General features: G+C 35.2%; 20 protein-coding genes. 11 read left to right on the top strand and 9 right to left on the bottom strand.

Going from position 1 to position 18,550, the window contains the following annotated elements; translation table 11 throughout:
* Positions 1 to 56: 56 nt before the first annotated feature.
* A complete protein-coding gene (locus tag K412_RS0107585; RefSeq protein ID WP_024832543.1) occupies positions 57 to 1,796 on the bottom strand; it encodes an ABC transporter ATP-binding protein in 1,740 nt (579 codons plus the stop codon).
* Between the two features lie 171 nt (positions 1,797 to 1,967).
* On the opposite strand from K412_RS0107585, the gene K412_RS0107580 reads away from it, so the two are divergent.
* Both K412_RS0107580 and K412_RS0107575 read left to right on the top strand, forming a co-directional pair.
* Positions 1,968 to 3,272 (top strand): ABC transporter substrate-binding protein, encoded by a 1,305-nt coding sequence (locus K412_RS0107580; protein WP_024832542.1) that lies wholly within the window; start codon positions 1,968 to 1,970, stop codon positions 3,270 to 3,272.
* 70 nt (positions 3,273 to 3,342) lie between these two features.
* On the top strand, positions 3,343 to 4,452 hold the full coding sequence (locus tag K412_RS0107575; protein WP_024832541.1) for a DNRLRE domain-containing protein: 1,110 nt from the start codon (positions 3,343 to 3,345) through the stop codon (positions 4,450 to 4,452).
* 15 nt (positions 4,453 to 4,467) lie between these two features.
* On the opposite strand, the gene K412_RS0107570 is transcribed toward K412_RS0107575, so the two are convergent.
* The 7 genes from K412_RS0107570 to K412_RS0107540 form a co-directional block, all read right to left on the bottom strand.
* Positions 4,468 to 5,028 (bottom strand): phosphatase PAP2 family protein, encoded by a 561-nt coding sequence (locus K412_RS0107570; RefSeq protein WP_024832540.1) that lies wholly within the window; start codon positions 5,026 to 5,028, stop codon positions 4,468 to 4,470.
* 146 nt (positions 5,029 to 5,174) lie between these two features.
* Positions 5,175 to 5,591 (bottom strand): hypothetical protein, encoded by a 417-nt coding sequence (locus tag K412_RS0107565; RefSeq protein WP_024832539.1) that lies wholly within the window; start codon positions 5,589 to 5,591, stop codon positions 5,175 to 5,177.
* Positions 5,592 to 5,679: 88 nt separating this feature from the next.
* The gene (locus K412_RS0107560) at positions 5,680 to 5,913 is read right to left on the bottom strand and encodes a MerR family transcriptional regulator (RefSeq protein ID WP_024832538.1); all 234 of its coding nucleotides are present in this window, start codon (positions 5,911 to 5,913) and stop codon (positions 5,680 to 5,682) included.
* A gap of 30 nt (positions 5,914 to 5,943) precedes the next feature.
* On the bottom strand, positions 5,944 to 6,210 hold the full coding sequence (locus K412_RS0107555) for a CPF_0552 family protein (RefSeq protein ID WP_024832537.1): 267 nt from the start codon (positions 6,208 to 6,210) through the stop codon (positions 5,944 to 5,946).
* Positions 6,211 to 6,254: 44 nt separating this feature from the next.
* Positions 6,255 to 7,298, bottom strand: coding sequence for an AI-2E family transporter (locus tag K412_RS0107550; protein ID WP_024832536.1), 1,044 nt, complete (start codon positions 7,296 to 7,298; stop codon positions 6,255 to 6,257).
* Between the two features lie 210 nt (positions 7,299 to 7,508).
* The gene (locus K412_RS0107545; protein ID WP_024832535.1) at positions 7,509 to 7,700 is read right to left on the bottom strand and encodes an alpha/beta-type small acid-soluble spore protein; all 192 of its coding nucleotides are present in this window, start codon (positions 7,698 to 7,700) and stop codon (positions 7,509 to 7,511) included.
* Positions 7,701 to 7,847: 147 nt separating this feature from the next.
* The gene (locus K412_RS0107540; protein ID WP_024832534.1) at positions 7,848 to 8,063 is read right to left on the bottom strand and encodes a DUF378 domain-containing protein; all 216 of its coding nucleotides are present in this window, start codon (positions 8,061 to 8,063) and stop codon (positions 7,848 to 7,850) included.
* A 292-nt stretch (positions 8,064 to 8,355) separates the two neighbouring features.
* Between K412_RS0107540 and K412_RS0107535 the strand changes: the two genes are divergently transcribed.
* The 3 genes from K412_RS0107535 to K412_RS0107525 all read left to right on the top strand — a co-directional run bounded on the left by K412_RS0107535 (position 8,356) and on the right by K412_RS0107525 (position 11,356).
* Entirely contained in the window at positions 8,356 to 9,111 is a 756-nt protein-coding gene (locus K412_RS0107535; RefSeq protein ID WP_024832533.1) for a DUF6873 family GME fold protein, read from the top strand.
* A 146-nt stretch (positions 9,112 to 9,257) separates the two neighbouring features.
* Entirely contained in the window at positions 9,258 to 10,175 is a 918-nt protein-coding gene (gene ytxC / locus K412_RS0107530; protein ID WP_024832532.1) for a putative sporulation protein YtxC, read from the top strand.
* A 356-nt stretch (positions 10,176 to 10,531) separates the two neighbouring features.
* Positions 10,532 to 11,356, top strand: coding sequence for an Asp23/Gls24 family envelope stress response protein (locus K412_RS0107525; protein WP_024832531.1), 825 nt, complete (start codon positions 10,532 to 10,534; stop codon positions 11,354 to 11,356).
* Between the two features lie 20 nt (positions 11,357 to 11,376).
* On the opposite strand, the gene K412_RS0107520 is transcribed toward K412_RS0107525, so the two are convergent.
* A complete protein-coding gene (locus tag K412_RS0107520) occupies positions 11,377 to 11,751 on the bottom strand; it encodes a MerR family transcriptional regulator (protein WP_024832530.1) in 375 nt (124 codons plus the stop codon).
* Positions 11,752 to 11,938: 187 nt separating this feature from the next.
* On the opposite strand from K412_RS0107520, the gene K412_RS0107515 reads away from it, so the two are divergent.
* The 6 genes from K412_RS0107515 (at position 11,939) to K412_RS0107490 (ending at position 18,540) form a co-directional block, all read left to right on the top strand.
* On the top strand, positions 11,939 to 13,114 hold the full coding sequence (locus K412_RS0107515) for an iron-containing alcohol dehydrogenase (protein WP_024832529.1): 1,176 nt from the start codon (positions 11,939 to 11,941) through the stop codon (positions 13,112 to 13,114).
* Between the two features lie 168 nt (positions 13,115 to 13,282).
* Positions 13,283 to 14,848: a spore germination protein gene (locus K412_RS0107510; RefSeq protein ID WP_024832528.1), complete on the top strand. Its 1,566-nt coding sequence runs from the start codon at positions 13,283 to 13,285 to the stop codon at positions 14,846 to 14,848.
* Positions 14,845 to 15,993: a Ger(x)C family spore germination protein gene (locus K412_RS0107505; RefSeq protein WP_024832527.1), complete on the top strand. Its 1,149-nt coding sequence runs from the start codon at positions 14,845 to 14,847 to the stop codon at positions 15,991 to 15,993. Before K412_RS0107510 ends, K412_RS0107505 begins: the two co-directional genes overlap by 4 nt.
* A 5-nt stretch (positions 15,994 to 15,998) precedes the next feature.
* Entirely contained in the window at positions 15,999 to 16,208 is a 210-nt protein-coding gene (locus K412_RS0107500) for a hypothetical protein (RefSeq protein ID WP_024832526.1), read from the top strand.
* A 7-nt stretch (positions 16,209 to 16,215) separates the two neighbouring features.
* A complete protein-coding gene (locus K412_RS0107495; protein WP_024832525.1) occupies positions 16,216 to 17,310 on the top strand; it encodes a GerAB/ArcD/ProY family transporter in 1,095 nt (364 codons plus the stop codon).
* A 72-nt stretch (positions 17,311 to 17,382) separates the two neighbouring features.
* Positions 17,383 to 18,540 carry an MFS transporter gene (locus K412_RS0107490; RefSeq protein ID WP_024832524.1) on the top strand — a complete coding sequence of 386 codons (1,158 nt, stop codon included), beginning with the start codon at positions 17,383 to 17,385 and terminating at the stop codon, positions 18,538 to 18,540.
* Positions 18,541 to 18,550: the final 10 nt, after the last annotated feature.

Genomic DNA, 18,550 nt, shown 5'->3' with positions numbered 1-18,550 from the left:
AAGCAATCATTGATATAATTTTATACGGGAAGTACTCGTGCAAAGACAGAAAAACTTTACTCCCCTAAGCCTTCAAACTGCATATTATAATACTTTGCGTACAAACCGTCCTGTTTTAGCAAAGTATCATGTGTACCCCTTTCCTGAATCCCGTTTTGGTCTATAACTATTATTTCATCTGCATTACGGATTGTACTAAGTCTGTGAGCTATTACAATTGTTGTACGATTCTTTGCAAGATCTTCAAGAGAAGTCTGAATATGACGTTCACTTTCATTGTCCAGTGCTGATGTGGCTTCGTCCAGAATAAGAATAGGTGGATTCTTTAAAAATACACGGGCAATGGCTATTCGCTGCTTCTGGCCACCTGAAAGACGTGTACCACGTTCCCCTACAAATGTGTCATAACCGTCTTCTAGACTCATAACAAAGTCATGTATGTTGGCATTTTTGGCGGCTTGGATTATTTCTTCTTCAGATGCACCCGGTTTGCCATATGCAATGTTTTCACGGATGCTTCCTGCAAATAAGTATACATCCTGCTGAACTATTCCGATACAATTCCTAAGAGATTTAAGAGTTACATCCCTGATGTCTTTACCATCGATTGTAATTTGTCCCTGAGTAACATCATAAAATCTGGGAAGAAGAGAGCATAAGGTTGTTTTTCCTCCGCCAGATGGACCCACAAATGCTACGGTTTTCCCTGCTTCAATGGATATGTTTATGTTATCTAATACTTCTGAATCTTTCTCATACCTAAATGAAACATTATTGTATCTGATATCTCCACGTGGGTTTACCAGAGGTTTTGCACCTTTTTTGTCCACTATTTCAGGCTTAGTTTCCACTACATCAAGAAAACGTCTGAAGCCTGAAAATCCTTTTTGAAAGGCTTCGGTAAAGTTAATAAGAACATCAATTGGATTAAGAAAGATACCAATATACAGTGCATAAATAGCCAGGTCTGAGGCTTTAAGGCCACCCTTGGCTATAAAGAAACCTCCGCTGACAAGTACTACCGTGTAAAGCAGCCCCTGAAAGAAGGAGTTTCCAGCATGAAAGCTTCCCATTATAAGATAGCTGTCTTTTTTGGAATCCAGAAATTTCAGATTACTTTCACAAAATTTATCCCTTTCGATTTCTTCATTTGCAAAGGACTGTACAACTCTTATTCCTGACAGGCTGTCCTGCAAACGAGAATTTACGGTTGCAATCTTTTTTCTATTATCAAAGAAAACTAAACGCATTTTTCGATTTTTAAACAGGCTGAAAATACCCATTATTAATGTAATAACTAGCAAAATTAGTGTCATTGGGACATTAATCATTGCCAGCAGTGTAAACGAACCTATTATCTTTATGGCAGATATGAAAAAGTTTTCAGGACCGTGATGAGCCAACTCGGTTATATCGAATAAATCAGAAATGAGTTTTGACATCATTTCCCCTGTATTGTTTTTATCATAGTAAGAAAAGGATAGCTTTTGATAGTGGTCAAATAATTCTTGCCTCATGTCGCTTTCCATGCGAGCCCCCATTATGTGTCCCCATGAGGTTATAAAATATTGGCAGTAATACCTGACTATATACATTACAATAAGTCCTGTTCCGATAATCCATAGAGAGCGAAGTATTTGAGAGGAACTGCCAGTGAATATACCCTTTGTAAGCAGATTCAATATCTGTGGGAAAGCAAGGTCTATGGCAGAGGCAATAAGTGCACATAACATATCAATGAAGAATAGTTTTTTATATGGTTTATAAAATCTAATAAACTTTTTAAAAGTTTCCATATGACCTCCGAAAAATTATATAATATTCTTTATTTTAATTTATATGATGTATTTTACCACAACGGAGAGTTAATATGGGTGAAAAATATATGATAAGAACCTTTTACTGTATAAAAATCCATAATGTTGATTATATTAAACTTGATAAAGGGATACAAAGGAGAAATACCGATGAAAAAAAGATTGTTATCTTTTATATTGGCTTTTGTTCTGGCTGTGAGTATGATGACAGGATGCAGAAAAGAGGATCCAATGGATAAAATGCCTTCGAAAGATACTGCCTCGAAAACATCAAAGGAATCTATGGAAAAATCCGTAGATATCAACATTTTTGTCAATAACCCTGAGTATGTTGATGCAATCAATGAGTATCTTAAGGAATACAAAAAGAACAAACCAAACTTAACAGTAAACTTAAAAACAATTCAATCGGATTATTCTCAAATACTTAAAACAAAGATTAAATCTGGTGATATGCCGGATGTATTTACAACTTCCGCGGGAAGCGAGATAAAAGAATACGCGAAATACTCCTATGACCTTACAGGTCAACCTCTTGCAAAAGCCATGACAGACGAGGTAAGAATGAATATGTCATATAAAGGTAAAGTATATGGCTTTCCTATCAAAGAAAATGTATATGGCTTAGTATACAACAAGGAGTTGTTTGATAAGAGCAAAATACCTGTGCCGAAAACATTAGTTGAGCTTGAAGCTGCGGCTCAGAAGCTGAAATCTATGGGCATACAGCCTTTTTCAACTGGATATAAGGAGCCATGGGTGTTCAGGCATGTTTTTATGCATTTCATGGATGCCTCCAAGCCGGATGATGTTGAAGGACTAGTAAAGAATTTTTCTTCCGGAAAAGATAAATTTGAAACGTATCCGCTTATTAATGATAATTTCTTTAAATTTATTGATTTAACAGTAAAGTATGGTGACATAAAGCCTCTTGAAACAGACCTGTCAGCAGAACTTGCTGATTTTGCCATGGGAAAGGCGGCTATGATAATAGGGCAGGGTTCATGGGCCGAATCTGATATTTTAAATATTAACCCTAAAATAAAGATAGGAATTACAGGTTATCCGGTAGATGACAAAACGGCAAATGCATTTATTGTAGCCGGAACTGAGCAGGCTACCAGAATATATAAGGATTCCCCCGTATTGTCTGAGGTTTTGGATTTGTATAACTGGCTTTTTACTTCCGACTACGGCAAGAAATGGTTTTCAAAAATTGCAAAGGTAATGCCACCTGTAAATGGTGCCGATATGTCAAAAATGCAGATTGCAAAGGAGTTTGAGACATATAAAAAGGACAATATGGTTGGAGATATGTATGTAAACTATGTGAATGACGATTTTCACCAGAAGTTTGGAGAGATAATGCAAGGATATATTGCAAAAACTTATACCAAGGAACAGGCCGTTAAGGAAATCCAAAATACATTTAAGAAAACGGGCAAAGAAAAATAATATTCATCATAGTATTCCTTTAATCATATTATGTAAGTAATACAACAAATATGAAAGAAGGAATTGTATTATGACAACAGTAGTAGTGGATATTCCAAACACGACATTTGTGTCTTCTGCACAACCTACTATTAATTTTTCGGTATATCCAACCATCTATTCAGGTAATGATGCACAGTATCAAAATTGCATAAGTCTGATGCAAATAGCATTGCCAGCATTGCCCGTAAGTTTTGTTGACAGTGCTGTGCTTCAGTTAGCTGTTATTGCAAAAAGCGGTACCAATCCCAGTCCCGTTGTGGTAAATACGGTAATGGAGCCTTTCAACAAAACTACTGTGACCTACAATACACAACCGGCCTATACACCTACACAATCACAGGTTAATGTTACTACAAATGACCTTTATAAAACAGTTGAGATTGATGTAACAGCTTTAGTAAACAGTTGGCTCAACGGAACTGTTGCAAACAATGGCTTAGCATTAACTAATTCTGACGGTACTACTGTTGTTCAGTTTGGAACGAATAATATCTCTTGGGAGCCATACTTTCCTAAATTAGTGCTTACATATACAGGTACTCCGTCAGAAAATTCAGCAACAAACTTTTGTTATTCACAGTTATCACACATAATACAGCAGATTATTATGTTCTATCCTACCAATACGGTAACTGTATTTACCAAAGGGTTAACGGCTTCTTCCATAACAGGTACACCTTATCAGCTGTTTGCTTCTCCTGCTGCAAACAACGGGGCGGTATTCATAGTAATGGACAACGGGCAAGAACAAGCCATTCCACTTAATTCTATTACAGCAATATACACCGGTAATAGTACGGTATACAATCCTTCTTTTACATATCTATCGGTACCTGCTTTCACGCCGGGATACGATACAGATATTGTAACGACGCTTTATGAGTATTTAAACAGTAAAACCGATGTTGATATATATACAGGTTCAAATGTACATGCTACAGGGACAATATATAAAAACGAATACGGGATAGTCGTAATATCTGATGGAAGTGGAAATACGCCAGTCTTTATTCCTATTTTGCCTATAACAGCGATTATCCCTGCAACAAGCAATTTATTGAAAAAATCAGAAAGTAATAAAGGTCAGGTTTTAATTAGTGTGGAAAAACAAATAGAAAAGGAAACAAGTAAGAAATAAATCGAAAGCCCGGTCTTATGACCGGGTTTTGACTATTTTCTTGAGAATATTCTGCATTGTAGGTAAAGCTTTAACAGAAAAATAAGCAGCTCCTATGCCAAGAATCAACCCTGCGGCTACATCGGAAGGATAATGAACATACAGGTAGAGCCTTGAAACGGATATCATAGCTGCAACAAGTAAGGCCCATACCCCTAATTTTTTGCTTCTTAAGAAAAGAACGACAGCGGCTGCAAAGGAAGACATGGTGTGTCCCGATGGGAAAGAATAATCCTGAGGGGATGACACCAGCAAATGTACACTTGTATTGACCCAACAGGGGCGTGACCTTGCAATAATAGGCTTTAGGGTAAGGTTGCCTATTATCAGGCAAATTACTAATGCACCTATAAGCATAAGTCCAGTTGTCCTGTATTTTTTTGAAATCACAAGTAAAATAGCAATTACAATCCAAACCATACCGTTGTTGCCCAAAAAAGTAATTACCGGCATAAATTTATCCATAAAAACTGAGTGCAAATTGTTTTGAATAAAGTTTAATATATTTGTATCTATATATTGTATAGCGGAAATCATTTTATCACCTCGTTAGAACATATTTTAACACATATAGATACTAATTCAAAAATGGTATTTTATGAAAACGGAGCTTTGCACTAACTGTAATTTAGTACAAAGCTCCGTTTTCATTCATTATATAAAGGTTAATATCAAATTATGTGCTATTTGAAAAATGCAGCAACAACTTTTGTAAGTAATTCCTTTTCAATACTGTTTAATTGCTTGGTCTTCATTAAATCAATAATTTCTGAATATTCCTTTAGCACATCAAAATCTGAAACTAAATCTGCTTTGGCTGACTGGCTGTCAGCACCATCCAAAGTTTCGGTGATATAAATCATTTCATTGGATATATCAATTATTACGGTTTTACTGAAGCAGGAATTACTATCAACTTCCCAAGTGGTAACACATTCGTACGCACCTTTTTTAATTTCTCTCATGGAAATGATATTTAATACTTCATCTATACCCCTATTTGAGATAGCATTCATAATTTCAGAAGAATGTTTATAAAACGAATACTCAATGTAACCTTCAGTTTCCTTGAGATATGCAATAAGCTCAAAAATATCCATATTGGCACCCCTTAAAATAATTGTATTTTCATTAGTTATCGGCTAAACGCAGGTAAGCTATTAGTAACATTTTAGCTGAATTTTCCTGCTACTTATTGACGATTTCCAGTCTTCCTTCATCAATAAACTTCTGTATGTGGGATACGCTTATATCAAGAGCAGTTGCTACCATACTGACCGATGACTTTGGATTGTCTTTTAAAAATTCTTTAATTCTCCGAAATTCGGACTCGTTTTTCTGACTGCAGCTCAAACATAATTGCTCACTGGTTACATATTGGAAAGTGCAGTTACACTCTTTGCAGCGTTTAGGTTCAGCCACCGAATTTTCCCCCTGATAAAATAAATTAAACTACGCATCTTCCGAGCTTAGTCGAATATTTTTGGCTTTGACCCCTGGAATTTCATTTAATTTGTTTTCCAGTCTTTCTATTTCATCGTCAGAACCAGTCAGATGAAGTATTATAAGGCCTTCATTTGAACAGCTGTTTTCGCTTGCATCATGTATACCAAGTCTTGTCTTAATTATACAACCAGACTCAGTGAGAACATTTTGCATTAGATTCACATTTTGTATTCTGTTATTTGTCAGAACAGACATAACATTATATTTTGCCATAGCATTGCCTCCTATTGTTTTTTATATAAGGAAAGTATACCCTATTAACTGTTGTTTGAATCTGATGTAGCAGGTGCATCAGGATTTTTGACTTCCAAAACATCAAGTATAAATATAAAAATCGGAATACCTATAATAAGTCCCCATATTCCAAGTATATGCTCTGAAACTATTAATACCACAAATGTGTAGAACACAGGAAGTTTTGTTTTTTGAGACATAAGTTTAGGGTTAAGAATATAGCTTTCAATAGCATGAAGAATTGCAATCAGTATTAAAACGTAGAGAATCATTGTAGGCCCGCCGACTCTGAGTGCTATCATGGAAAGGGGGACAAGTGATATTACAACACCTGCAACAGGGACAAGACCAAGAATAAAAATCATAAATCCAAGTCCAAAAATCTGCGGAAACTTGAGTATATAAAGCATTATCATAGAAAGAATGGCGTTGATAAATGAAATAGTTATCTGAGTCTGAATTACCTTTCCGAAAGACTGCAGAAATTTACGTCCAAAGAATGAAAGTTCATCATAAACTACAGATAGTTTACTGTTTTTAAAACCTGATGTAAATCTGACAATTCGGTTTTTCTCCAATATAAAGAACAGGCTTAACACAATTGCCATAACAAAGTCAAAACCGATTTTACCTATATTTGAAATTGATTTATATAGAACTTCAAAATTATCTCTTATATAGGAAGAGATCTTGATTTCTTTGGATAACGAAATAATGTAGTTCAAAGTCTCGTTTTCGTAAGTGGTATTATAAAAGGTTTTTACTTGTGCGGTAAGGGCTTTTAGCTCTGATATAATTACCGGAATATACTTGTAAAGAACTAGCACAGCCAATGTTACAGCTACAAGATAAAAGGCTATAATTATTGCTTTGAGCAATCTTGAATTAATGATTTTAGTCCGTTTGAATACATAACTTTGTGCAGTATACCCCAGATATGCAAATATGAAGGTCAGCAGAAACATGTTGGCCATACCCCTCAAAAGGTATATCAGAAGTGCAAATGCAGCAAGTATGAGTACCCTCTTAGTTATTTTTTTTGACAAAATGGATTTAAAATCTGTCATAGTCTTGTTTCCTTATCATTTATATTTGGAAATACATAAAATCCTCTGCTAATTTAAATTCTTCGCAAAAGTGATGTACTAACTTATATAAATTATATATAAAGATTATCAAGTAATAAAGTACTATAGTGTTAATTTTAAAATAAAAGGATGCACGTCATAAAAGACGAGCATCCTTTTATTATTTATTACTTAGCATAAAATTTATTCTTACTGATTTTGGTGTTGATCCCTGTATACCTGGAATACTCTCTTAGTGATATTTCCACCGACTTTACCAGCTTCTCTTGAAGTTAAATCACCATTATAACCTTCTTTGAGGTTTACACCAACCTGAGAAGCTATCTCATATTTCAAGTTTTCAAATCCTGAAGGTCTGTTATTACTATTGTTATTAGCCATAATTAAATTCCTCCTTTGTGATTTTCACCTGTGATTTACCGGTGTACTAATATAATTTGCATTATTGCTTAAAATATAACGGAAATTTATGTCTACTTGCTGTCACTTCTTTCTAAAATCAATGGCGTTATCTTCCATTAAGATTATTTATTGCTGACGTACAGCTTGATCACTTTCTCTGAAAAGAAGACTGATGCTGTACAGTCCTGCTATACCGACGATAACAAAAATTGCTCTTGTAATTAATGAAGCGGAACCAAACATTGCACTTACAAGATCATAGCGGAATAACCCTACAGAAAGCCAGTTAAGAGCTCCGATTATAATGAGTACTAATGCAACTCTATCCAATGGTGTTCTCATATTACCAACTCCCTTCTTTTTTAAAATTTAATTAGATTCTGTTACAGTTCTATATTATTATTAAATAAACAGATTTTATTAGTGGGAAAAGACACCACAAATAAAATAACCGCATCTCCATTTTTGGAAATGCGGTGTATTTGAATAACTGTCCCGCTTTCGCAGAGCAGTTAGTACTGGAATAAGAAGATTTTTGATTTTCAAGATTCTTTCTTTAGTATAATATGAAATATTAAAAATATGTGTGATACTAAAATTTAACTTGAGACAAAAGACCATAAGAGGGAAAAATATGAAAACAGTTAAAATACCTAATTTGCCGGATGGAAATGTTTCCTCTGTTATATTAGATATGAGGGCTCCCAAAAAGCTAATTGATGAGTTGAAAAATAGAAAAATAGATATAATTCCCGTATTAGAGCATCCTGATGTGTATCCTGCCGTATCATGCCATCCTGATATTATGTTTCACCATATTTCGGGAAATATTATTGTATATGCACCTAACACATCGTTGCAAATAATTGAATTACTTTGCAAAAAGGGCTTTGAAATGATAAAGGGAGAAACTTTCCTTCATAATAAATATCCGGGAACTATTGCTTACAATGTTGCAAGTGTGGGCAAGTATGCATTTCATAATACTAAATACACAGACCCCGTTATCAAAAAAATGTTGGATGAAAATGGAGTACAACTTATACATGTAAATCAGGGGTACTCTAAGTGTCTTACATGTGTTGTTGACAGTAATAGCATTATCACATCAGACCAGGATATTTATAGAAAAGCAACATCAGTGGGACTAGATGTGCTTTTAATTGAGCCTGATACTGCTATAAAGCTGAAACCCTTTGATATGGGGTTTATTGGGGGAGCAACGGGATTGATAGCAAAAGATAAATTGCTTTTTACCGGAGATATAACACTTCATAAAAATTATAAAGAAATAAATGATTTTTTAAGTTTAAAAGCTGTGGACATGGTTATTATTAAAGATGAACATTTGATTGATTTGGGGACAATCATCCCAGTTACTCAGGAATAGTTACCATACAAATAATCTTAATGTGTGTAGTACCTATAAAATATAGGATGCATATAATGTAACATAACTTAGAATAAACTGTTAAATGCCTTTTGAATACAACATTATACGAAAACATATACTACACACGAAGGGAAGTGAAGTTGATGCAGTATCAATACCTCTCAATCGGAGTTAATGATAGCGCAGAAAACGTTATACAGCATATAGATAATGAACTTCAGCAATTAAGAGAAAAAAGAATTAATTACTCAATAAAAGTAGTTGATATTGAAGGTGCAACTTCCATCCTATGCAATTTGGAGGAGGAGGGATTATTTTCAAAGAAAACCAGTCAGTATGAGCTGTTAAAATACCATATATCAAATGCACTTGCGGATTATATAATTCAGCAATACGAAGAACGTCTTTTAAACAGAATAATAAACAGCAACTATGGTTATTTTAATTCTGCTGACAAACGGGAAATATTGGAAATATGTAAAAAGATTATTAGAAATGATGACAAGGTTTTTTTTAATACACTTTTTCAAATACGTAGAAGGAATCTTATTGTAAATAAGTTATTAGAATACTTTGAAGGTTCTAATAATATTATACTTGACGGATTTGTAAATTTTAGATTAAAAGATTATAACAAAGAGTTGGAAGAAATTATTGATAATGCAGTGGATGATTTTTTAATTGAACGTGAATACAAGGAGTTTATAAGGCTTTTGAAATATTTTGTTGAAATACAGGATCCAAAATTCAACGTTGTTCATGTTGTTATGGAGTATGATGATAACTACATGCTTTTAGATGAAAAAAAGCATGAAATAACCAATGAATGTATTCAGGAATTTGTAACTGAGCTGTCTGAAGCAGATATAAGCCATGATGATCTTTTGGTTAGTTCCCTGATAACACTGGCTCCCAGAAACATTATAGTTCACAACTGGGAGAGGTTTAAAAATAAGAAACTTCTTGATACCATAAAAAATGTTTTTTCAGGAAAAGTTGTTTTATGCAATGGCTGCGACATATGCTCTATTGTAATGGTAAAATCAGACAGCAAAGAATAATATTTACAAATGCCGGGAAAAATAGTAATATAGTACTAGACCTTTTGAGGTTGATATATATTGACAAAGAGTCGGTATATAAATACAATATATTGTGTAATTGCAGTATATTGATAATAAATAATATGTATTGGCAATACGCTAATATAACTAATTTACAAATGACAAAATATAACTTAATTACTAAAGACAAAACATTAAAAGTAACAAAAGAAGAATGTCCGGGGAGAAGAAAAGAGAGTCTTGAGACTCTCTTTTCCCTTTTTACGAAATTTGTGCTATATTAATATTATAAGGATGCAATAATTAAGTACAAAATAATAAAATAAACGTGAAATTCTTAGGAGGAGTACTTTTTGAAAGTAATAGGATTTGTGGGCCCGAGTGGGACAGGCAAAAGCCACAGAGCTTCATGGGTTGCCAGAGAACGCGGAACTGATTTTATTATAGATGACGGGCTTCTTATAAAGGGCAATCAGATTATTGCAGGCGTTTCAGCGAAAAAGGAAAGCACTAAGATTGCCTCAATTAAAAGAGCATTATTCACGGACAAAAAACATACGGAAGATGTAGCAAATGCACTTACCCGCTACAATGCACAAGCACTTCTCATTCTGGGAACCTCTGACGGGATGGTAGAAACCATAGCTGAAAGGCTTGGAATAGGCCCTGTAGATGAGAAAGTATATATTACCGATGTTGCCAGCGAATATGAAATCAAGCAGGCTTTGGCAACAAGAAGAGAACAGGGAAAACATGTTATTCCTGTTCCAACCTTCGAAATTAAGAAAGATTTCTCGGGTTATTTTCTTGACCCACTTCAGATATTTAGACGAAAAGGAAAAGGCAGCTATCAGTTGGTAGGAGAAAAATCCGTTGTTCGGCCCACCTTTAGTTACATGGGGAATTACACCATATCAGATTACACAATTTACCAGATAGTTGAGTATGTAACGTCAAATATCCCTGGTGTATCAAAAATATCCAGGTTTAGAGCTGAAAACAGGCCGGACGGAATATACATTGAGATGGATTTGGTTCTGATTTATGGTTATATGATTAAACCTCTTTTAAGAGAGGTTCAGGAAAAAGTAAGTGAGCAAATAAAGCATTTGACTGCACTAAATATCCAGAGAATGAATGTTGTGGCCAAAAGCCTTGTTGTTGAGAATAAGAAATAGAGGACTCCGTAAAATCCCTATCATCTGCCCAAATACTCCTCATACTGAGAAGTAAAATACTCTATTTTATGAGTAACTTTTATCAGATGGTTTTGCATCTCCTCAATTTGACTTTCAACTATCTTTTTATGCGCTATGAGCATATCACAACGCTGCTTCAGGGTTTCTTTACCCTGAGCGCTTAGTGCCACAAATTCTCTGATTTGCTTAATGGACATTCCGGTGTTTTTCAGACAGCAGATAAGACCCAACCATTCAAGGTCTTCTTCTGAATACCGGCGTATCCCGCTTTCGCTTCTGGATACATTAGGAAGGAGGCCTTCTCTTTCATAATAGCGTAAAACATGGGCTTTCAAATTAGTTTTATCCGATACTTCCTTTATAGAATAGGTCATTAAAGATTCTCCTGTATTTTTAAAATTACTATTGACTTAAAGTTTACGTTAAGGTTTACAATTTTATTATACTTTAAGTAATATGCTCCATCAACGTTCTAATTGAAGATGGGTCAAATAATTAAGGTGAAAAATTAGTATAATAACATTTGAGAAAAATAATAGTAAGTGAGAAAGGAAAATGACTATGCTAAACTTCGATATGCATCTACCTACACGTATTATATTTGGTAGGGACACACAAAAGGAAATAGGCAGTTTAATTAAACCATATACAAAAAAAGCGCTTTTACATTATGGAGGAAACAGCATCAAGAAAAGTGGACTATATCATCAGGTGGTTGATTCCCTGAAAGAAAATAACATAGAATTTGTTGAACTGGGTGGTGTAGTTCCTAATCCTAGGTTGTCATTAGCCGAGGAGGGGGCCGAACTTTGTAAAAAAGAAGGGGTGGACCTGATACTTGCAGTAGGCGGCGGAAGTGTAATAGACTCTGCAAAGGCCATAGCACTAGGTGCACGCAATGACAATATATGGAATTTCTATGAAAATGGCGGTGAAATTAAAGGTGCTCTGCCTGTTGCCACTGTTCTTACAATACCAGCAGCAGGAAGTGAATCCAGTCCTCATACGGTAATTACAAATGAAGAAAAACAAATTAAAAAGGGATATGGCAGCAATTATCTAAAACCTGTACTTAGCATGGTAAATCCGGAATTGTTTTTTACACTTCCTAAAAATCAAATCGCTAATGGGGTAGCGGATATGATGAGCCATATTTTTGAGAGATATTTCACAAATACTACACATACAGACCTTACAGATGGCTTGTGTGAGACAACCCTTAAAACCATTATGAAAAATGCTTTGATAGTTTCACAAAACCCTGAAAATTATGACGCATGGTGCCAGGTTGGTTTTGGAGGTACTATTGCACATAATGACATACTTGGACTTGGAAGGGCACAGGATTGGGCTTGTCATGATATGGAGCATGAGTTGAGTGCCATATATGATATTGCACATGGTGCTGGTCTGGCAATATTAACTCCCGCATGGATGCAGTATGTTTATAAGACGAACATTAATATGTTTGTACAGTTTGCTGTTAATGTAATGGGAGTAGAAGGCAGCTATCGTGACCCAGATGCAATTGTGATGGAAGGAATTACAAAACTTCGTGAATTTTATAAAAAGATGGGTCTTCCGGCGACTTTAACAGAAATCGGTATAGAGGAAAGCAAGTTCGAGCTTATGGCTAAAAAAGCCACTGGTGAGGCGTATGGAAAAGAACATCCAATCGGAGGACTAAAGAAGCTTTACTGGCAGGATGTACTTGAAATTTATAAACTTGCAAAATAAAAATACGTATAATCAAATAACATTTTACCTAACAAACCCTAAAAGGCGGTAATTAAAGCTTTTTAGGGTTTTGATTTGTTTTGAAAAAATTTATAAATTTTGTTTATTTTATGACTAAATTGCAAATAACTATAATCAATATATAGAATTGATTGCGGTGATGACGTTATGTATAAAAAAGGCTCAAAAAAGTATAAAGCAAACTATCCTGAAAATGCTTGGCAGTTTCAAAATCCTTCACAATTAAAAAAAATGACGGTAAATTTGGAGGATAATATATCGCTGTTTAGAGCCATATTCAAGGATGATCAGACACTTGTAACAAGGGAATTCCAGAATAAGAGCTTTAAGCAGGCCAAGTGTTGCATTATTTATATAGAAGGTATGGTTAACACAGAGGTTGTGAATGAAAATATTATTCAGCCTGTTCTACAAGATAATCTTGCTCAGAATATTGATATTAATAATCTGTTGGAAGACATCAAGGAAAAGGTCATAGTATCAAACAATGTAAAAATTGAGACAGATATTAATAAGATGGTTAGTTCAATAATTTCAGGTGATACCCTTTTTATTTTAGAGGGATATGATAAAGGTCTGGTCATTGAAACCAAGGGTTGGGAAAAGAGGTCAATTTCAGAGCCGGAATCTTCAAAGGTTGTGCGTGGTCCCAGAGAAGGTTTTACGGAATCACTGATGGTGAACCTTTCGTTGTTACGAAGAAAAATTCAAAATCCTGATTTGAAGTTCAAGTTCAGGGAATTGGGAGAAAGAACTCATACGTCTATCTGTATATGCTATTTGGAAGGTTTGGCCATAGAAGAAGTCTTAACTGAACTTGACAAACGTTTAGATAAAATAAAGATTGACGGAATTTTGGATTCAGGTTATATTCAGGAGCTTATTAAAGATGCTCCCTATTCGCCTTTTGAGACTGTAGGAGCATTTGAGAGGCCGGATGTTGTAGCGTCTAAACTTCTTGAAGGGCGAGTTGCTTTATTTGTAGATGGAAGCCCATTCGTATTAACAGTGCCATTTCTTGCCGTAGAGTATTTTCAGGCTAGCGAGGATTATTATAACAACTACATCTTTGCAAACACAAATCGTATAATTAGGGGCTTTACAGCAGTGGCTTCTTCTATCATACCTGCATTATTTTTGGCTCTTGTCACATATGATCAGGAGATGATTCCGACTCCGCTGCTGATAAGCATTTCTTCTTCCAGGGCGGGTGTTCCTTTTCCAACCTCTCTCTCTTTGTTTCTTATGCTTTTTATATTTGATATTTTAAGAGAAGTGGGTACAAGAATGCCCGGGCCGGTAGGACAAGCAGTAAATATTGTGGGCACTTTGGTTTTAGGTCAGGCTGCAGTTGAGGCAAAACTGGTTAGTGCCCCGGTAATCATAGTTACTGCACTTACGGGAATTACCACATTGATTAATATGTATGCCATAGGTGTCACTATTGTATTCCGTACGATTTTTTTGATGGGAGCGTCATTCCTTGGCATATACGGATTATTGATGTGTATTATTGCACTATATCTCCACATGATGAGTATTCGTTCTTTTGGAGTTCCATATATGATGAATAATACTCGGGCTACAAACCATGATGGCCAAGATGCTTGGATTCGTGCACCCTGGTGGAAGATGACTCTAAGACCCAAAATCTTCTCGAAGGATTTGACAAGACAAGTTTCAAATAAAAACAATAGGAATAAGAATAAATGAAAAAATTAAAAAGTGTTGTTATGACCATAATTATTTTTTTGAATTTATTTTTTACAGCCGGATGCTGGAACTACAGAGAAGTGGACGAGCTTGCCATTGTTGCGGGAGCAGCTATAGATAAAGACTCTGAACAATATAACATAACAGCTGAAGTAGTTGAGAGCGTTGGTGATAATGATACAAAATCAAAATCAAAACTTATCTCTGTAAAGGGAAAAACCATACTGGATGCTATAAGAAACGGAATATCGGTTACAGGAAAGAAACTTTATTGGAGCCATTGCAAGATTGTAATTTTAAGCAAGGAGGTAGCAGAAGAAGGAATTACAAAGGCTCTTGATGTTTATATCCGGGATGCTGAAATAAGGAATGATGTGAATATACTGTACTCACAGCAGGATACAGCCAAAGAAATACTTGAGGGACATGAAACAACGGAAAGTATAAAATCATTTGCTCTTGATAAAATATTGCAAAATGAGTCCAGGCTAAGTAAAGCACCTAAAATGGATTTGTTGGATTACAGTATTGAATTACAAACTAAAGGGACTTCTACGGTAATTCCTGCGGTACATCTTGAAAATATAGAGGGGAATTTAATTCCTCGTGTAGCAGGTGCAGCCATTATAAGAAACGATAAATTGGCAGGTGAACTAGATGGTGAAGAAACAAAAGACCTGCTTTTTATAAGGGACGAAGTGAAAGGCGGAGTTCTGGTTAGCCATGAGGACGCGGGTTTATCGGCTCCCATATCTTTAGAAATATTACGAAGTAGAACAAAGGTTAAACCTATTGTAGAAACAGGAAAGCTTAAATTTAAGGTAGATATACAAGCAACTGTGGGTATCGATGAAGTTGGAGGGTATGAAAACTTTTCTAATGAACGGGCTGTAATAAGGCTGGAAGACAGTGCTTCAAAAGCAACTCAAAAAAAAATAGAAACATTCATTAAGAAAATTCAGTCAGAGTATGGTACTGATATATTTAAGTTTGGCGAGAAGTTTATGGAAAGGGATGTAAAAAAATGGAAAAGAGTGGCGGATAAGTGGGAGGAGGTTTTCAGGAACTCGGAGGTTGAAGTTGATGCTAAAGTGCATATAAAAAACAGTGCTTTATTGTACAAAACAGTAAAAAAAGGTGGGTAAAGAATTTGATTGTTTTTATAATTGCAGGTTATACGTTTTTGATTATTTTTAATTGTTTTCCGTTGTATAAAAAGAAATTATGGCCTGACTATTTAATAAACGGCATATTGGGAGCATTGTCATTAACTTTAGCAGTTTTATTATCGCTTAATGTTAAAATCCCCACTCCTCTTAGGCCTATAGAGCATTTGATTACATTAATACTTGGAAGGTAGGTTTAAAATGCTAAAGGAACAGATATCAGATAAAGAAGGAATAATTTTATTATTAATGTTTATTATTGGGACAACCATGATTATAGGTGCAGGTGGAAATGCTAAGAATGATGCATGGATTTCAGCGATACTTGCCACAGTTTTCTTTATCCCAATGCTCCTGATATATTCAAGATTACTGTCGATTTTTCCAGGAAAAGATTTATTTGATATATTTGGTATTGTATTTGGGAAAGTAACGGGTAAAATTTTGTCTGCTATATATATTTGGTATGGCTTTCACCTGGGAGGAATTGTACTTAGAAATTTTGGGGAATTTGTAACTGTAGTGGCTTTACCTGAGACCCCTATGTTTGTATCTTTGTTTTGTTTGGGGCTGGTGTGTATAGCTGCAGTTTATCTTGGCGTTGAGGTTATTAGCAGGACCGCGTCTGTTTTTGCACCGTTAATTATTTTTTTTACAGCTCTTGTATTTATATTGGGAATGACACAGCTTCGACTAAATTATCTTCAACCGATACTTGGAAATGGTTTAACCCCGGTACTGAAAGGGGGATTTATAACATTTTCCTTCCCTATGGCTGAGACTGTCCTTTTTCTTTGTATTTTTTCATCTCTTCAAACAAAAAAATCACCTAAAAAGGTGTACATATGGGGAACCCTTATTGCAAGCAGTATGATTATCATAACTACAATAAGGAATATTGCTGTACTAGGAAACTTAACGGAAAACTTTTATTTTTCGTCTTACGCAGCTACCAGTAGAATTAGAATTGGTACTTTTATACAGGGAGTAGAAGTAACAGTTTCCTTTATATTTATATTCTCCGTTTTTGTAAAATGTGCGGTATGTCTTCTGGCCACATGTAAAGGAATAGCTAAAGTCTTTAATTTAAAGGATTATAGGTCTATTGTAATTCAAACGGGATTACTGATGATTTACTTTTCCTATATTGTTTATCATACTATAATAGAAATGACTTACTGGACTATGGAAATATATCCGTACTATACTTTCCCAATGCAGGTGATAATACCGACTATTACTTGGTTTGTTGCAGAGATAAAAAAATCCAGAAACCTCTTGGAAATGGGTAAATAGTTAATGAAAAAACATGATTTTAAGATATAATATACCTTGAATCAAAAATTAAATCTATTGAGAGGTGCACTAGTGAAAAAAATAACAATCCCTTTATTATGTGTTCAATTATGTCTAATTGCCATGATACTGTCATCATCAGGACTTGCTATGCCCAGACTGGCTGAAGAGCTGGGTTTTACGTCAGTACAGCAGGGCAGTATGGTAAGCATTCAGTTTTTGGGATTTACACTGGGAGTTTTAATTGGAGGAACTCTTGTAGACAGCTATGGAGGACAAAAGATATTAAGAGCTGCGTTTGCCGGATTAGGAGCAGCAACATTGATATTCGGGTTTTCAAGGTATTACATTATGACTATGGCAGGGATATTTTTCATAGGATTTTTCGGCAGTATATGTCAGAATGCAATTGTGTCTCTCACAACAGCATATGATACACAAAAGGCAGACTCTAACATAGCATTTATCAATGTTTTTTTTACCGTAGGAGCTATAATAACTCCTCTTCTGCTTCTGATGTTCACGGTCTTTCTTGGAATGTGGAGAATTACATATTATATTATCGGTATATTATTTTTAGGTATGGCATTATATACTGTAAAATACAAAGGTCATTCAGAGGTAAATACAGTTTCTCTGAAGAATACATTAAAGCAGTACAAAATAGTATTTACAAGACCTATAAATATGGTAGCACCTCTGACACTATTTTTATATGTTGCGGCAGAAACCGGACTTTGGGGGTTTGCGCCAATGTTTTTTGAAAGCCGTGGCTATGGAAAGATTTCAGGAATTGCGGCAAGTATCTTCATATGGGCTGCTATGTTTGCAGGGCGAACCCTTTCGGTTAGGCTAATTAAAAGCATTGATATGGTCAGGATATTGCTGGTACACGGAATTTTGGCGATAATCTCATTTGTTATGGTTATTTACTCAAACCAGGGTATGGCAATAGCCTGGTTTGCACTGGCCGGCTTTGCGTGTTCACCTTTTTATCCTTTGCTTACTATTTGGATTACAAGGCTTACCGGGGAAAAAAGCAGTACTATGCTGGCTTTTAACATGGGAGCCGGAGCGTTGGGGCCTGTGGTAATGGGTCTTTTTACCGGAATGATAGTAAGCAGCTATGGAAGCAGTTATACCACTGCCGTACCGGCTTTTGCAATGTTGCTGGCAGTTATAATACTGTTTTTGTTCAGAAATCGGAAATCAGAACATTATATTGATTAAGGAGAAACAG

The organism is Ruminiclostridium josui JCM 17888, from assembly GCF_000526495.1.
Classification (GTDB): Bacteria; Bacillota; Clostridia; order Acetivibrionales; family DSM-1351; genus Ruminiclostridium; species Ruminiclostridium josui.
Note: the sequence above shows the minus strand (reverse complement) of the source record. Positions and strands in the feature narration are given on the sequence as shown.

Coding starts and splice junctions, on each gene's coding strand:
- K412_RS0107585 (WP_024832543.1), bottom strand. CDS start 1,796: ATGGAAACTTTTAAAAAGTTTATTAGATTTTATAAACCATATAAAAAA.
- K412_RS0107580 (WP_024832542.1), top strand. CDS start 1,968: ATGAAAAAAAGATTGTTATCTTTTATATTGGCTTTTGTTCTGGCTGTG.
- K412_RS0107575 (WP_024832541.1), top strand. CDS start 3,343: ATGACAACAGTAGTAGTGGATATTCCAAACACGACATTTGTGTCTTCT.
- K412_RS0107570 (WP_024832540.1), bottom strand. CDS start 5,028: ATGATTTCCGCTATACAATATATAGATACAAATATATTAAACTTTATT.
- K412_RS0107565 (WP_024832539.1), bottom strand. CDS start 5,591: ATGGATATTTTTGAGCTTATTGCATATCTCAAGGAAACTGAAGGTTAC.
- K412_RS0107555 (WP_024832537.1), bottom strand. CDS start 6,210: ATGGCAAAATATAATGTTATGTCTGTTCTGACAAATAACAGAATACAA.
- K412_RS0107550 (WP_024832536.1), bottom strand. CDS start 7,298: ATGACAGATTTTAAATCCATTTTGTCAAAAAAAATAACTAAGAGGGTA.
- K412_RS0107545 (WP_024832535.1), bottom strand. CDS start 7,700: ATGGCTAATAACAATAGTAATAACAGACCTTCAGGATTTGAAAACTTG.
- K412_RS0107540 (WP_024832534.1), bottom strand. CDS start 8,063: ATGAGAACACCATTGGATAGAGTTGCATTAGTACTCATTATAATCGGA.
- K412_RS0107535 (WP_024832533.1), top strand. CDS start 8,356: ATGAAAACAGTTAAAATACCTAATTTGCCGGATGGAAATGTTTCCTCT.
- ytxC (WP_024832532.1), top strand. CDS start 9,258: ATGCAGTATCAATACCTCTCAATCGGAGTTAATGATAGCGCAGAAAAC.
- K412_RS0107520 (WP_024832530.1), bottom strand. CDS start 11,751: ATGACCTATTCTATAAAGGAAGTATCGGATAAAACTAATTTGAAAGCC.
- K412_RS0107515 (WP_024832529.1), top strand. CDS start 11,939: ATGCTAAACTTCGATATGCATCTACCTACACGTATTATATTTGGTAGG.
- K412_RS0107510 (WP_024832528.1), top strand. CDS start 13,283: ATGTATAAAAAAGGCTCAAAAAAGTATAAAGCAAACTATCCTGAAAAT.
- K412_RS0107505 (WP_024832527.1), top strand. CDS start 14,845: ATGAAAAAATTAAAAAGTGTTGTTATGACCATAATTATTTTTTTGAAT.
- K412_RS0107495 (WP_024832525.1), top strand. CDS start 16,216: ATGCTAAAGGAACAGATATCAGATAAAGAAGGAATAATTTTATTATTA.